Genomic DNA, 15152 nt, shown 5'->3' with positions numbered 1-15152 from the left:
AGGCTCAGGGAGCGATTCCTCCGCATCAGGGAGCGATTCCTTCGCATCAGGGAGCGACGCCCCGCATCAGGGAGCGACGCCCCGCATCAGGGAGCGACGCCCCGCCTCAGGGAGCGACGCCCCCGCATCAGGGAGCGACGCCCCCGCATCAGGGAACGATTCCTTCACATCAGGGAGCGATTCCTCCGCATCAGGGAGCGATTCCTTCGCATCAGGGAGCGACGCCCCGCATCAGGGAGCGACGCCCCGCATCAGGGAGCGACGCCACCGGCTCAGGGAGCGACGCCACCGGCTCAGGGAGCGACGCCCCGCCTCAGGGAGACGCCCCCGATCACTGAGCCTGTCGAAGTGATCACAACCTACTCGGCCGCGCGGTATCCGGCGTGGTCGGGGTTGTCCTTCAGCGCCCAGCCGTCGCCGTCCGCGACGACGAGGTTCTTCATGCCGCCGGCCTCGGCGATGACGGCATAGTCCTGTCCCGCATCTGCGGCGTAGCAGAACAGCGTGACGAACGGCTCTTCCCCCACGTTCACGCTGCGGTGGATCCAGTGGCCGGGCACGTTGACGGCCTGGCCCGGCGCCAGCTCGACAGCCGAGGTCTGCCCGTCGAGCGTCTCCAGCAGCATCACTCCGTGCCCGCTCAGGCAGTAGTAGAGCTCGGCCCGGTCGGCGACGGCGTGCAGGTGGCCACGGGTCATGGCGAACTCTTCGCCGTAGCGTCCGGGCAGCAGGGTGCTGGTGCCGACGATCAGTGCGCCGGGGCCCTCCTGGTAGCGCTGGTCGTCGACCCAGTAGACCAGGTCATCCGTTCCGCGCTCGCCGACGGCATTCTGCCACGCCTGATCATCGCGGTAGACGCCATCCATGTCACCGAGATATTTCTCGTATCGGCGGGACCGCCCCTCGATTCCGCCCTGCGGCGAGATCTCCAGCAGGGTGGGGATGTCCACGGCGGGATGGATGCTCACGATGCTCTCCTACAACTTGTAACTACAGGACTTGTAATGACAGGTATACTCCAAAACAGCAGGATCCGGAAACGCAACCATCGAAGCAGGCACCCACTGTGATCATCGCCCACGACCTCGGTACCACCGGGAACAAGGCATCGCTGCACCACGACGACGGCCGACTCGTGGCGTCCACGACCGTCGGCTATCCGGCGCACTTCGCCGCCGGCGGCGTGGCAGAGCAGGACCCTCAGGACTGGTGGGATGCCGTGGTCTCGGCGACCCGCGACCTCCTCGCCCGCACGGAGACCTCGCCGGTGGATATTCAGGGGCTCGTCGTCAGCGGGCAGATGATGGGCGCGGTGCTGCTCGACGGCGACGGACGACCCGTGCGCCCCGCGATCATCTGGGCCGACACCCGCGCCGGCTCGCAGCAGCGCGAACTGGAACAGGCGCTCGGCGCCGAACACGCCTACCGGATGCTCGGACATCGCCTGAATCCCACGTACTCGGTGGAGAAGATCATGTGGGTGCGCGACAACGAGCCCGATGTCTGGTCGCGCGTGCGCCGCTTCTGCATCGCCAAGGACTACATCGTCCTCGGCCTCACCGGACGCCTCGCGACCGACCGCTCCGACGCCTCCGGCACGAACGCCTACGACCAGCAGACCGGCGACTGGTCAGACGAGGTGCTGGCCGCGGCACGCCTCGACCGCTCGCTGTTCCCCGAGATCCTCGACTCCACCGCGATCGCCGGTTCGCTCACGGATGCTGCCGCACAAGCCCTCGGTCTTCACACGGGCGTTCAGGTGGTCATGGGCGGCGGCGACGGCCCGATGGCCGCCGTCGGATCCGGCATCGTCGCACCGGAGGACGGCGCATACGTGTCACTGGGCACGTCGTCGTGGATCTCGTTCGCCTCGCACACGCCGCTGATCGACGCGGGCATGCGCACCTTCACGTTCGACAACGTCGTGCCGGGATCGTTCGTGCCGACCGCCACGATGCAGGCCGGCGGCGCTTCGATCCAGTGGATCAGCGAGGCGCTCTCGCCCGATCCCGCGAAGCCCGAGACGGCTCGGCTCACGGCCGAGGCCGGGGGCGATCTCGACACCGAAGACCTCTACTTCCTGCCCTACCTGCTCGGCGAGCGCTCCCCCATCTGGGACCCGCACGCCCGTGGCGCGTTCATCGGCATCGGGCGCCATCACACCCGCCAGCACCTCGTCCGCGCGGTGTTGGAGAGCCTCGGATACAACCTGCTCAGCAGCATCCACGCGTTCCGCGAGTCCGGCGCGACGATCGACCGCATCGACGCGGTGGGCGGCGGTGCGCAGAGCGACGTTCTGCTGCAGATCCTCGCGGATGTGTGGGGCGTGCCGGTGCGGCGGCGCACGATCGTCGAGGAGGCGAACAGCCTCGGTGCCGCCGTCACGGGTGCGGTCGGGCTCGGGCTCGCCGACTTCTCTGCCGCGCGCGAACTCAGCGAGGTGACGGCCGAGTTCGTTCCGGATGCCGGGCGTCACAGCGTGTACGCATCGCGGCACGCCCGCTTCACGTCGGCTTACGACGCTCTCGCGCCCTGGTTCGCCGCCGCGCCCGGTTCGTCGGGACGCTTGTCAGTCGAGAAGCACAGTCGTCGGTCGGAATCGACGGAATCGACCGACATCCGTGATTCCGTGCCGACATCCGTACCCGCCGACTCCGACCGCGGCGCACGCTGATGGGCATCATCCTGACCACCAGCCGCTCCTTCTCGGACGGCGACATCGATCTCGTCGCGCGAGCGACGGATGCCGGGCACGAGATCGTCCGAGGACCGGCGCACCACGAGCTCCAGACACTCGCCCCGCTGCTCGAGGCAGCGGATGCCTGGATTGCGGGCACCGGCCCGATCACGGGCGCGCATCTCGACGCCGCACCGGACCTCAAGATCATCGCGCGCTACGGCGTCGGCACCGAAGCGGTCGATCTCGACGCTGCTGAGGCCCGCGGCATCCTGGTCACCAACACTCCCGGCGCCAATGCGGATGCCGTCGCCGACCACGCCGTCGGCCTCATGCTGTCCACTTTGCGCTGCATACCCGACGGCGACCGGCGCGTGCGCGACGGTGATTGGAGTGTGCGACGCGGTCGCGAGCTCGGCGCCGCGACGGTCGGGATCGTCGGATTCGGCCGCATCGGCCAGGGCGTCGCACGACGGCTGAGCGGGTTCGGACCGCGCGTCCTCGCCGCCGACCCGTTCCTGCCGGCAGATCGCATCCGCGAACTCGGCGCAGAGCCGGTCGAGCTCGACGAACTGTTCCGCAGTGCCGACCTCATCACCCTGCACGCCCCGGGAGGGCAGCAGCTCGTCGCCGGGGCGCTGCTCGACAGCATCCGACGCGGCACGATCATCGTCAACACCGCCAGGCCAGACCTGGTCGACGAGCGCGAGGTCGCGCACGCCCTGCGCGACGGCATCCTCGCCGGGTACGCCGCCGATACGCTCGACGGCGACACCGCGGCATCCGCCAGCCCCCTGCTCGCGCCCGAACTCGCCGACCGCGTGATCGTCACGCCGCACCTGGGGGCGCAGACCACGCAGGCCGTCGACAACATGGGATCCATGTCGCTCGACGACGTGATCGCCGTTCTCGAGGGCGGCGAACCCGCCTTCCCCGTCTCCCGAAAGGCCGCATCATGACCGCTCCTTCGTCCGACTACATGGGCTTCGTCGGCGTCACGACCGGATCCTCGTCGATCATGAAGGTGTTCCCTCTGTGGGCGGACATCCTGGGGCTTCCGACCCGCACGCTCGTCGGGCACGATCTGCCGATGGATGCCACGCCGGCGCAGTACCGCGCGATGGTCGAGCAGATCCGCGACGACCCGCATCACCGCGGCGCCCTGGTCACCACCCACAAGATGAATGTGTATGCCGCGGCATCCGACCTGTTCGACGAGCTCGACCCGTTCGCGGTGTCGTGCTCGGAGATCTCGAGCATCGCCAAGCGCGGCTCACGCCTGTCGGGACGGGCGAAGGATCCGATCACGGTCGACCTCGCCCTGAACGATTTCCTTCCGGCCGATCACTTCGCGCGCACCGGGGCCGAGGTCGTCGTCCTCGGCGCGGGTGGATCGGGCACAGCACTCAGCTGGGCGCTCGCCGAGCGGGCCGACGCCCCGTCCCGCGTGATCGTCACCGCACGCGACGATGCCAAGCTCGAGCACCTGCGCGAGGTGCACCGCCAGCACGGCACCCGCGACGGATTCATCGAGTACGTGCGCACGGATGCTCCGGCGGACGCCGCTGCGATCGTCGCCGAAGCGCCTCCCGGATCGCTATTCGTCAACGCGACAGGACTCGGCAAGGATCGCCCGGGCTCCCCTCTGCCGGATGAGGTCGTCTTCCCCGAAGACGCGTACGTCTGGGAGTTCAACTACCGCGGGTCCTTGGAGTTCCTGCACCAGGCACGCGCGCGGGAAGCCGCACGCGGCCTGCACGTCGTCGACGGGTGGCGGTACTTCATCCACGGCTGGTCGCAGGTCGTCGCCGACGTGTTCGAGCTCGATCTCACACCCGAGATCGTCGAGCGGCTCGCGGAGGCCGCCGAGGGAGTGCGCTGATGATCCGCACGGTCCTTGGAGACATCGACCCTGCGCTGCTCGGATCGACGAACTACCACGAGCACCTCTTCCAGGTGAGCCCGCTGCTGCCCGGCGACGAACTCGACGACGAGGATGCCTCCGGCGCAGAGGCCGCGCTACTGAAGAAGAGCGGCTTCGCCTCGATGGTGGATGCCACCCCCTTCGGCCTCGGCCGGAATCCGGAGGCCATCGCGCGCATCAGCGTCGCGACCGGCCTGCACGTCGTCGCGACGACGGGCCTGCACCGCGAGGCGCACTACGGCGAAGAGCATCCGATGCAGGTGTGGACGGCCGAGCAGCTCGCAGAGCTCTTCATCGGTGAGGTGACAAGAGGGATGCCGGTGGACGACGCCGTCGTCTTCGAGAGCCCCGACGTTCCGCTCGCCCGCACCCCGCACGGCCAGCCGGTGCGCGCCGGGATGCTCAAGGGCGGCATCGGTTACTGGCACATCAGCCCGTTCGAGCGCACGACGCTCGAGGCACTGGCCGCCGCGCACCGCGCGACACAGGCGCCGATCATGGTGCACCTGGAGTTCTGCACCGCCGCCCACGAGGTGCTCGACCTGCTCGCGGCGGAGGGCGTGGCATCCGATCGGGTCGTCCTCGCCCACGCCGATCGGGATCCGGATGCCGGTCTGCACGCCTCGCTCGCCGAACGCGGTGCGTATCTGGGATACGACGGCTTCGCGCGACCGCGCACGCGCTCGGATGCTGAGCTGCTCGAGCTGACAGCCGCGGTCGTGGCACAGGTGGGAGCCGACCGCATCCTGCTCGGCGGCGACGTCGCCCGCCGCACCCGCTACATCTCTTACGGCGGCATGCCCGGCCTCGCCTATCTCGGCGACCGCTATCTGCCGCGCCTGCGGTCGCACATCGGCGCGGGTGCCGTGGAGCGGATGCTGGTCGCGAACCCCGCCAGGCTGCTCGATCTCGGGTGAAGTCCCGTTTCGACTCGTCGCTGCGCTCCTCGCTCAACGCTTTTCGTCTTCGGCGCTCCGCGCCTGCGCTCAACGACCCGACCGACTTCTGCGGGGCGTTGAGCGACCGACTTCTGCGGGGCGTTGAGCGAGCGGAGCGAGACGAAACGGGTTGAGCGACCGAAGGGAGTCGAAGCCAGGGCATCCCGCAACGCAAAGACGACTTCTGCGGGGCGTTGAGCGAGCGGAGCGAGACGAAACGGGTTGAGCGACCGAAGGGAGTCGAAGCCGTCACTGCCACAGCATCCCGCAATGCAAAGCGGCCCCCGCCCGAAGACGGAGGCCGCTCGCTCAGAAGAGGATCACTCGTAGAGGACCGCTGCGATGTCCTCGTCTTCGATGTTCTTGGCGTCGTACCAGTACGAGCCGGTGTCGTAGAACTCCTCGACCGAGTCGCCGTTGGCCGCGTCGTACGCGGCCTGGACGACCTGCTCGCCGATGCCGATCGGGTCCTGTGTGATGGCGCCGGCCATGGTGCCGTCCTTGATCGCGTTGATCTGCGCCGCACCCGAGTCGAATCCGATGATGGTGATCTTGCCCTTTTCGAGGTTCAGCTCGTTGACGGCGTTGACGACGCCGATGGCCGAGCCCTCGTTGGTCCCGTAGATGCCCTTGAGATCGGGGTAAGCCGCGATCATCGCCTTGGCGATGTCGGCCGACTTGAGGTGGTCGCCGTCACCGTACTGGATGTCGACGATCTTGATGTCGGGGTAGTCCGCCTCGATCTTGTCGACGAAGCCGTCTCGGCGCTCGACACCGGTGGAGTTGATCTGCGAGTGACCGACGATGGCCACCTCGCCCTCTCCGCCGATGAGCTCTGCCATTTTCTCGGCCGCCAGGGCTCCCGCGACCTTGCTGTCGGTGGCGGACAGGCTCAGGCCCACGTCGCCGTTGCACGGTGCGTCGAAATACACCACCGGGATGTCCTTCGACTTCGCCTGGTCGAGCGGGGCGACGCACGCCTCGGGGTCCAGAGCTGCGTAGGCGATGGCATCCGGGTTCTTGTCGATGGCAGCGGTGAGCATCTCGAGCTGCTGCGCGATCTCGGTCTCGGCAGCGGGGCCCTCGAAAGTGATCTTCACGCCCAGTTCTTCGGCCTTCTGCTCTGCGCCCTTCTTGACGGCCTGCCAGAACTGGTGCTGAAAGCCCTTCGAGACGAGGGCGATGTACATCTCGCCGTCGCCGCTGCCGCCGTCTGTGCCGCCACCCTCTTCGATGACGTCACCGCCGCCGCCGGCGCAGCCGGCCATGACGAGAGCGGATGCGGCCACGAGTGCCGCGAATGCGGTCTTCTTGCCAAATCGCATTGGAAACTCCATTATTCTGTGTGATTGCCGGCAGGGCCGACGCTGTGGTGGACAGGGAAGGAAACGATCAGGTTCGCTGGCGGTTGCGCAGCGAGTCGAGGAACACGGCCAGCAGCACGACGACGCCGACGACGACGTTCTGCCACTCGGTCTGGATCGACAGGATGCGCAGGCCGTTGACGAGCACGCTCATGATGAGCGCGCCGATCACAGTGCCGAGGATCGACCCGCGACCGCCGAGCAGCGAGGTGCCGCCGATGATGACCGCGGCGATCGCCTGCAGTTCGTAGCCGGTGCCGATCTGCGGCTGCGCGGAATCCAGACGGGAGGCGATGATGATGCCCGCGATACCGGTGAAGGCGCCCGCGAACATGTAGATGAAGATCGTCCAGCGGCGGGTGTTCACGCCCGACAGGCGCGTCGCCTCCTCGTTCGAGCCGATCGCGAACGTGTAGCGGCCGAGCAGCGTCTTGGACAGCACGATGGCCGCGATGATCGCGAGCACCGCCGTGATGAGGACCGCGTTCGGGATGCCGGGGATCAGCACACCCAGCGCGATCTTCTTGAAGTCCGGTGCGGATGTCGAGAAGTAGATCGGTGCGACACCGGAGATGACCAGGGCGAGACCGCCGGCGATCATCATCATGGCGAGCGTGGCGATGAACGGGGGCAGGCGCAGGAACGTGACGTTGAGACCGTTGACCAGCCCCATCAGCACGCCGGTCGCGATGCCGCCGAGGATGCCGACCCACACCGGGAGCCCCATGTTCGTGACGAACACACCCGTCATGACAGCGCACAGCGCCATCCCGGTTCCCAGCGACAGGTCGATGCCGCCCGTGATGATGACGAAAGTGGTGCCGAGGGCGAGGATGCCGATCACCGCGGTGGACAGCAGCACCGTGGCGATGTTGCTGAAGGTGAAGAAGTTCGGGCTGGCGATCGAGAAGAAGATCAGCAGGACGACGAGCGTCCCGAACGCGAGCGACTGCTGAAGCTGGCGCTTCAGGAAGCCCGCGACGTCCCGCTTGTCGGTGTCTTCGTTCACGGCCTGCTGGATGACGGTCGTCGTCTCTCCTGGCTGCTGTGGGGTGCTCATCAGTCTTCCTCCCCGTGGGCTGCGAGTTGCATGATCTTCTCCTGGCTGGCTTCTTCGTTGCGGAGCGTTCCGGTGATCCGGCCGTTCGCGAACACGGCGATGCGGTTCGCGACGCGCAGGATCTCCGGGAGCTCCGACGAGATGACGATGATGGACTTCCCGGCGTCAGCGAGCTGCTGCATGAGTCGGTAGATCTCTTCCTTCGCGCCGACATCGATGCCTCGGGTCGGCTCGTCGAAGATGAGGATCTCGCAGTCGCGCATCAGCCAGCGGGCGATGACGACCTTCTGCTGGTTGCCTCCGGAAAGCAGTTTGACGATCTGGTTCACCGACGGCGTCTTGACGCGCAGCTGCTCGACGTACTGCTTGGTCTGACTCTTCGCCTTGCCGTCGCCCATCCAGCCGAGCGCGCCCGCATAGTTACTGAGCGAGGCGAGGACGGTGTTGAACGTGACGTCCTGCTCGAGCATGAGACCGAGCTGCTTGCGGTCCTCGGAGAGGTAGCCGACGCCGCGGCGCACGGCGTCCTCAGGCTGATGGATCTTCGCGTCGCGACCGTTGATCCTGATCGTCCCCGCGCTACGCGGGTCGGCTCCGATGACCGCACGGGCGGTCTCGGTGCGACCGGCCCCCATGAGACCGGCGAAGCCGAGGATCTCGCCCCTGTGCAATTGGAACGACACGTCCTTCAGCAGCGTCTTGGTCGACAGATTCGCGACGTCGAGCACGATCGGTTCGTCCTGGTGCTCGCGGGCCGACGGACGCGTTCCCTCGTCGATGACGCGGCCGACCATCATCTCGATGATCTTCGGGACGCTGATCTCGCTCTTCTCGAGAGATCCGATGTAATGCCCGTCGCGAAGCACGCTCACCCGATCGGCGAGCCTGCGCAGCTCGTCCATGCGGTGCGAGATGTAGACGATCCCTGTGCCGTCGGACTTGAGCTGCTCGATGAGTGTGAACAGCGTCTCTGTCTCGCTGTCGGTGAGCGCTGAGGTCGGCTCATCCATGATGAGCACCTTGGCGTTGAACGACAGCGCCTTCGCGATCTCGACCATCTGCTGCTCGGCGACGGTGAGTTCGCCGACCTTCTGGCGCGGGTCGAGCCGGATGTTCAGGCGCTTCAGCAGTTCAGCGGTCTGACGGTTGAGCCGTCGTTCGGAGAGGAGGCCCACCGAAGTGGGCTCGCGGCCGATGTAGATGTTCTGCGCGACGGTGAGGTCGGGCATCAGGTTGAGTTCCTGGTGGATGATCGTGACGCCGAGCTGCTGCGCCTGGAGCGGACTGGTCAGCTCGACCGGCTGCCCCTCGAACGTGATGGTGCCCTCGTCGCGCGTGTAGATCCCGGAGAGGATCTTCATGAGCGTCGACTTGCCCGCGCCGTTCTCGCCGACGAGGACGAGCACTTCACCTGCATGCACTTCGAGGTGCACATCCTTGAGTGCCTGCACGCCGGGGAAACCCTTGCTGATGCCTTCCACCCGGAGGATGGGATCGCTCATGTGCTCACCTGCTCCCTTGAAGGTCGTACTCGGTTCCATCATGGAATCCATTTCAAACATCGGATCAATTGTGCCTGCCGGATCGCGTCAGCACAAGTTGTACCTAAATGTACCTAACCCGATCCGATCATGGTAGACCTGTAATAACAACTTCGTCACGGATTTGCGCGAACGCGCAGCGAAAGGGAACGACATGCTCATCGGCGCGCACGGACTCGTCTTCACCGGCACCTTCGACGACGCAGGCCTGCGGCGCGCCATCGAAGGTACGAAGCACGCGGGATTCGACCTGATCGAGATCCCGCTGATGGATGCCGCAGGCTTCGACTCGGCTCTTGCTGAACGGATGCTGCGCGACAACGACCTCGCCGTGACAGCATCCCTCGGCCTGACAGCGGCGACCGACCTCACCAGTGAGGACCCGGCGGTCGTCGTCGCCGGAGTCTCGATTCTCGAGCGCTGCCTGGATCATGTCGCGACGATGGGCGGCGATGTGCTGTGCGGTGTGATCTATTCGGCGATGGGCAAGTACATGACGCCGGCGACGGAGAAAGGCATCGCGAACAGCCAGAGGGCGATCTCGGAACTGGCCGCGAAGGCGGCGGAACGAGGCATCCGCCTCTCGCTCGAGGTCGTGAACCGCTACGAGTCGAACGTCTTCAACACCGGCCGGGGTGCGCTCGGCTACCTCGGCGGCGTCGAGGGAGACGTCAGCGTGCACCTGGACACGTACCACATGAACATCGAGGAGTCGGATTTCTTCCAGCCCGTGCACGACGTCTCCGAAGCCGGAAAGCTCGGCTACGTGCACATCGGCGACAGCCACCGCGGTTACCTCGGCACCGGCACCGTCGACTTCGCGACCTTCTTCCGCGCGCTGCACGACGTCGCATATGACGGACCGGTCGTGTTCGAGTCGTTCTCGTCTGCCGTGGTGAGCGCCGAGCTGAGCAACACCCTCGGGATCTGGCGCAACCTCTGGCAGGACTCCGACGACCTCGCCGCACACGCGAACCGGTTCCTCCGCGACGCGCTGCACGCTGTGAGGACGATCGACCTGCACTGATCCAAGATCGGACGCCTCCGCCGCGGGGCGTTGAGCGAGCGAGACGCCCGACCCCGTGGGTCGTTGAGCGAGCGAAGCGAGACGAAACGGGTTGAGCGAGCGCCAGCGAGTCGAAGCCAGCCAGCTCACGCAGAGGCGTGCCCCACGACGCCTTTGCGCAACAGCGCGTTGCCGTACTTGCGCGTCTCGCCCGTGCGCACCATGAGATACGCGGGCTTCGCGACCTCGTAGTACGCGAAGCGCTCGACGAAACGAGTGGTGTCGGCCGTCGTGCCGGCAGCATCCATCAATTCACGCTGCACGTCGAGAACCTCGCCGTCTGCGGATTCCATCAGGTCGAGCCCTGGCGCATCGTCGAGCGGGATCACGGTGCGGATCGCGGCCAGGACCTCGGGCGTCGTCGTGCCAGGCAGATCGATCACACGTTCGCCGAGACCCCAAGCGGGAAAGTGCGCGTCGGCGATCACGACGGCATCCGAGTGGCCCATCCGATCCAGATGCAGCAGCAGTTCGCCGATGAGCAACGGGTTGATTCCTTCGAGCATGTCTTGTTCCTCGATCTCGGATTCAGGCGGGGATGAGTCCGTCCGCGACAAGCTCCGCCCAGAACTCGTCGGGAATCGTGAGTGCGGCGAGTTCGGCGTTCTGCCGCACCTGCTCCGGGCGCGAACTGCCGAGCACGACCGACTGCGTCGCGGTGTCGCGCAGCGGGAACTGGATCGCCGCGGCGGGGAGTGGCACGTCGTGCGCGCGGCAGACGGCGACGATGCGCTGCAGCCTGTCCCAGACCTCGTCCGGAACGCCGCCGTACTCGTAGCGGTCGTCGCGCGTCGGTTCGGACTTCGCGAGCAGGCCGGAGTTGAAGACGGATGCCGCGACCACATCCGTGCGGCGCTCATGGCATGCGGGCAGCACGTCGGCGGCGGCCGGCTGCTCGAGCAGCGTGTAGCGACCGGCGATCATGATGATGTCGAGGTCGGCCTCGCGCACTGCGCGCGCCAGCGCGTCGGACGTCATCGATCCGATGCCGATCGCCTGCACGCCGCCTTCGGAGCGGACCGCCTCGAGCGCAGGGAAGGCCTCGGCGAGCGCGAGGTCGAGATCGTGCCGTTCCGGATCGTGCAGGAAGACGAGATCGATCCGGTCGAGCCCCAGCCGCTCTCGTGATTCGTCGAGAGATGCGCGGATGCCGGCATCCGAGAAGTCCCACACCCGCTGCAGCTCGTCCGGCACGAAGAAGTCATGCGCAGTGTCGAGGCCGCCGGCGAAGTCCGGGTTGGGCCGCAGAAGCCGCCCGGCCTTGGTCGAGAGAACGAACTCATCGCGCGGCTTGGTCTGCAGGAATGCACCGAGACGCTTCTCGGAAAGCCCGAGGCCGTAGTGCGGCGCGGTGTCGTAGTAGCGCACTCCGCTCTCCCACGCCGCATCCAGAACCGCCCATGCCTCATCGTCCGAGAGCTCGCGGAAGAGGTTGCCGACGTTCGCGGCACCGTATCCGAGCGTCGGCAGCTGCCTGTCAGTCGACGACATGCTCCCCCTTCCAGGTGTACTTCGAGATGGTCTCCGCCTTCATCTCCATGCTGACACCGGGCGCGGTGGGCGGCATGTACGAACCGCCCTGGATGTCGGTGGGCACGACGAAGTGCTCGTGCAGGTGATCGACGAACTCGATGAGCCGCCCCTCACGGGTGCCGGTCACGGCGACGAAGTCGAACATCGACAGATGCTGCACGGCCTCGCAGAGACCGACGCCGCCGGCGTGCGGGCAGACCGGAACGCCGAACTTCGCGGCGAGCAGCAGGTTGGCGATGTTCTCATTGACACCGGCGACGCGCACGGCGTCGATCTGCATGACCTCGATCGCCTGCGCCTGCAGCAGCTGCTTGAAGATCACCCGGTTCTGCGCGTGCTCGCCCGTCGCCACGCGGATGGGGGCGATCCCGCGGGCGATCTCGGCGTGACCGAGGATGTCGTCTGGGCTGGTCGGCTCCTCGACCCAGGCGGGGTTGAACTCGGCCAGCGCCTTCACCCATTCGATCGCCTCCGACACCTCCCAGCGCTGGTTGGCGTCGATCGCGATCGGGAAGTCGGGGCCGACGACCTCGCGCGCCTTTCGGAATCGGCGGATGTCGTCTTCGAGATCGGCGCCGACCTTGAGCTTGATCTGGGTGAAGCCGTCGGCGAGCGCCTCACGGGCGAGGCGTTCGAGCTTCTCATCGGAGTAGCCGAGCCATCCGGGGCTCGTCGTGTATCCCGGGTAGCCGGTCGCGAGCAAGTCGGCCTCTCGCTCTTCGCGCCCTTCGACGCCGGCGCGAAGGATCTCGAGGGCATCCTCGGGGGTGAGTGCGTTGGTGAGGTAGCGGAAGTCGACCAGCGCGACGAGCTCCTCCGGAGTCATGCGCGCCAGCAGCTGCCAGAGCGGCAGGCCGGCGCGCTTGGCCTTGATGTCCCACAGGGCGTTGGTCACGGCGCCGATCGCCATGTGCATCACGCCCTTCTCCGGGCCGAGCCAGCGCAACTGCGAGTCGCCGATGATCTCGCGGAACGTCGTGCCCATGTCGTCGAGCAAGGGCTCGATCTCACGACCGACCAGGTGTCCGGCGAGCGCATCGATCGCCGCGACCTGCACGTCGTTGCCGCGTCCGATCGTGAACACGAACGCGTGGCCCTCGACGCCGTCACCCGCGTCGGTGCGGATCACTGCGTACGCCGCCGAGTAGTCCGGGTCTGGGTTCATCGCATCAGAGCCGTCCAGGCTCAACGATGTGGGGAAGCGGATGTCGGTGGTCTCGAGTGCGGTGATGCGGCTCACGGGGATTCCTCTCCTCGTGCAGCACGAATATTCTGCACGGATCCCTTGGAGTGTAAACATCGGATGTCTATACTGTCAATCACACGTGCCGTCAGCAGACGGTTTCCCTGAGAGGCTGGAGAACCATGAAGTTCGCGCGGCTTGGCGCCCCTGGATCCGAGATTCCCGTCCTGGTCGACGGTGATCACCACTTCGACCTGCGGCCCGTGACATCCGATGTCGACGGCGATTTTCTCGCCGGTAATTTCCGTGAGCGAGTGGATGCGGCTCGCGCCGCCGGCGAGCTTCCCGAGCTCGAGGGCGCCGCGGATCTCCGCATCGGCGCGCCGATCGCACGCCCGAGCGCCGTCATCTGCATCGGCATGAACTACGCCGCCCATGCGGCCGAGTCGGGCTCCGAACCGCCGAAGATCCCGATCATCTTCCTGAAGACGCCGAACACCGTGGTCGGACCGAACGATGACGTCATGATTCCCCGAGGCAGCGAGAAGACCGACTGGGAGGTCGAGCTCGGCATCGTCATCGGCGCTCGCGCCGCGTACCTCGACTCCCCCGATGAGGCAGACGCCCACATCGCCGGCTACGTCGTCGCGAACGACGTGTCGGAGCGCGCCTTCCAGATCGAGGTCTCCGGTGGACAGTGGTCGAAGGGCAAGATCGCTCCCGGCTTCAATCCGACCGGGCCGTGGCTGGTGACCCCGGACGAGGTCGACGTCGACGACCTCAACCTGAAGAGCTTCGTGAACGGCGAGCCCCGCCAGGACTCGAACACCAGCGACATGATCTTCGACGTGCGCACGATCGTGCATCACCTCTCGCAGTACGTCACGCTCGAGCCGGGCGACCTGATCCTCACCGGCACGCCGCAGGGCGTTGCCCTGTCGGGCAAGTACCCGTACCTGAAGGCGGGCGATGTCGTCGAGATCGAGATCGACGGACTCGGACATCAGCGGCAGAGCTTCGTGGCATGGGAGGCGACCCGATGACCCTTCGACAGGCTCAGGGACCGGCTCTGGGCGGCCTCGTCGCGATCGTCACCGGTGGCGCCTCGGGCATCGGCGCGGCGATCGCCACCCGCCTTCACGCCGACGGTGCACAGATCGCCGTGCTCGACCGCGACACGTCCGGCGCCGACGAGCGCTTCGCCGCGTTCACGGCCGACGTCTCGGATCGCGCGAGCGTGGATGCCGCGGTCGCCGGCGTCGCAGACAAGTTCGGTCGCATCGACATCGTCGTGAACAACGCCGGCATCGGTGCCATCGGCGATATCAGCGCGAATGACGATGAGGAGTGGGCACGCGTGCTCTCCGTGAATGTCACCGGCATCGCACGCGTGACCGCGGCTGCCCTGCCCTGGCTGCGCAGGTCGCCCGCCGCAGCGGTGTGCAACACGGCATCCATCGCCTCTTCGACCGGCCTGCCGGCCCGCGCGCTCTACAGCGCGTCGAAGGGCGCCGTCTCGGCGCTCACCCGCGCGATGGCCGCAGATCATCTGCGCGAGGGCATCCGCGTCAACGCCGTGAACCCCGGCACCGCCGACACCCCCTGGGTCGGACGGCTGCTCGGCCAGGCCGACGATCCGGATGCCGAGCGTGCGGCCCTCGAGGCGCGCCAGCCGCACGGGCGTCTGGTCTCACCGGACGAGGTCGCTGCGGCTGTGGCATACCTGGTCAGTCCCGCTGCAGGCTCGACGACCGGCACGTTCATCGAGGTCGACGGAGGCATGGCGCAACTGCGCCTGCGCGCGGAGTAGTCGCCGAGGAAGGCTTCGACTCGTCGCCTGCGGCTCCTCACTGAACCCGTTTCGTC

14 protein-coding genes are annotated in these 15152 nt (G+C 66.9%); 7 read left to right on the top strand and 7 right to left on the bottom strand.

The genetic code is table 11. The features are described 5' to 3' along the window. Nucleotides 1–359 precede the first annotated feature (359 nt). Nucleotides 360–968 carry a glucose-6-phosphate isomerase family protein gene (locus tag JF52_RS0109040; RefSeq protein ID WP_084595722.1) on the bottom strand — a complete coding sequence of 203 codons (609 nt, stop codon included), beginning with the start codon at nt 966–968 and terminating at the stop codon, nt 360–362. 98 nt (nt 969–1066) lie between these two features. Between JF52_RS0109040 and xylB the strand changes: the two genes are divergently transcribed. From xylB to JF52_RS0109020, 4 genes are read left to right on the top strand one after another with little or no spacing between them, the layout of a single operon-like run. Next, nucleotides 1067–2674: a xylulokinase gene (gene xylB / locus JF52_RS0109035; protein ID WP_084595721.1), complete on the top strand. Its 1608-nt coding sequence runs from the start codon at nt 1067–1069 to the stop codon at nt 2672–2674. Then, nucleotides 2674–3636, top strand: a complete 963-nt coding sequence (locus tag JF52_RS0109030; protein WP_084595720.1) for an NAD(P)-dependent oxidoreductase — start codon at nt 2674–2676, stop codon at nt 3634–3636. Before xylB ends, JF52_RS0109030 begins: the two co-directional genes overlap by 1 nt. Next, nucleotides 3633–4559, top strand: a complete 927-nt coding sequence (locus tag JF52_RS0109025; RefSeq protein WP_033105866.1) for a shikimate dehydrogenase family protein — start codon at nt 3633–3635, stop codon at nt 4557–4559. Before JF52_RS0109030 ends, JF52_RS0109025 begins: the two co-directional genes overlap by 4 nt. Further along, the gene (locus tag JF52_RS0109020; RefSeq protein WP_200880979.1) at nt 4559–5518 is read left to right on the top strand and encodes a phosphotriesterase family protein; all 960 of its coding nucleotides are present in this window, start codon (nt 4559–4561) and stop codon (nt 5516–5518) included. Before JF52_RS0109025 ends, JF52_RS0109020 begins: the two co-directional genes overlap by 1 nt. 341 nt (nt 5519–5859) lie before the next feature. Here the strand turns inward: JF52_RS0109020 and JF52_RS0109015 are convergent, their stop codons facing one another. The 3 genes from JF52_RS0109015 to JF52_RS0109005 all read right to left on the bottom strand — a co-directional run bounded on the left by JF52_RS0109015 (nt 5860) and on the right by JF52_RS0109005 (nt 9465). Next, entirely contained in the window at nt 5860–6864 is a 1005-nt protein-coding gene (locus tag JF52_RS0109015; RefSeq protein WP_033105865.1) for an ABC transporter substrate-binding protein, read from the bottom strand. 67 nt (nt 6865–6931) lie between these two features. Further along, the gene (locus JF52_RS0109010) at nt 6932–7963 is read right to left on the bottom strand and encodes an ABC transporter permease (RefSeq protein WP_200880978.1); all 1032 of its coding nucleotides are present in this window, start codon (nt 7961–7963) and stop codon (nt 6932–6934) included. Then, on the bottom strand, nt 7963–9465 hold the full coding sequence (locus JF52_RS0109005) for a sugar ABC transporter ATP-binding protein (protein WP_033106523.1): 1503 nt from the start codon (nt 9463–9465) through the stop codon (nt 7963–7965). The genes JF52_RS0109010 and JF52_RS0109005 overlap by 1 nt, the downstream gene beginning before the upstream one ends. A gap of 193 nt (nt 9466–9658) precedes the next feature. Here JF52_RS0109005 and JF52_RS0109000 point away from each other — a divergent pair, with 193 nt between their 5' ends. Further along, nucleotides 9659–10531 carry a sugar phosphate isomerase/epimerase family protein gene (locus tag JF52_RS0109000; protein WP_033105864.1) on the top strand — a complete coding sequence of 291 codons (873 nt, stop codon included), beginning with the start codon at nt 9659–9661 and terminating at the stop codon, nt 10529–10531. Between the two features lie 125 nt (nt 10532–10656). Here JF52_RS0109000 and JF52_RS0108995 read toward each other — a convergent pair whose 3' ends face one another. Genes JF52_RS0108995 through JF52_RS0108985 form a run of 3 tightly spaced genes read right to left on the bottom strand, consistent with a single transcriptional unit; the run spans nt 10657 to nt 13343 of the window. Further along, on the bottom strand, nt 10657–11076 hold the full coding sequence (locus JF52_RS0108995; RefSeq protein WP_033105863.1) for an RbsD/FucU family protein: 420 nt from the start codon (nt 11074–11076) through the stop codon (nt 10657–10659). Nucleotides 11077–11098: 22 nt separating this feature from the next. Beyond that, nucleotides 11099–12061, bottom strand: a complete 963-nt coding sequence (locus JF52_RS0108990; protein WP_033105862.1) for an aldo/keto reductase — start codon at nt 12059–12061, stop codon at nt 11099–11101. Beyond that, entirely contained in the window at nt 12048–13343 is a 1296-nt protein-coding gene (locus JF52_RS0108985) for an L-fuconate dehydratase (protein WP_033105861.1), read from the bottom strand. The genes JF52_RS0108990 and JF52_RS0108985 overlap by 14 nt, the downstream gene beginning before the upstream one ends. Nucleotides 13344–13468: 125 nt before the next feature. Here JF52_RS0108985 and JF52_RS0108980 point away from each other — a divergent pair, with 125 nt between their 5' ends. Then, the gene (locus JF52_RS0108980; protein ID WP_033105860.1) at nt 13469–14329 is read left to right on the top strand and encodes a fumarylacetoacetate hydrolase family protein; all 861 of its coding nucleotides are present in this window, start codon (nt 13469–13471) and stop codon (nt 14327–14329) included. Beyond that, nucleotides 14326–15096 carry an SDR family NAD(P)-dependent oxidoreductase gene (locus JF52_RS0108975; RefSeq protein WP_033106522.1) on the top strand — a complete coding sequence of 257 codons (771 nt, stop codon included), beginning with the start codon at nt 14326–14328 and terminating at the stop codon, nt 15094–15096. The genes JF52_RS0108980 and JF52_RS0108975 overlap by 4 nt, the downstream gene beginning before the upstream one ends. The last annotated feature ends 56 nt before the right edge of the window (nt 15097–15152 follow it).

This window comes from Microbacterium profundi (genome assembly GCF_000763375.1).
Classification (GTDB): domain Bacteria; phylum Actinomycetota; class Actinomycetes; order Actinomycetales; family Microbacteriaceae; genus Microbacterium; species Microbacterium profundi.
This window is presented reverse-complemented; position numbering and strand designations above follow the sequence as displayed.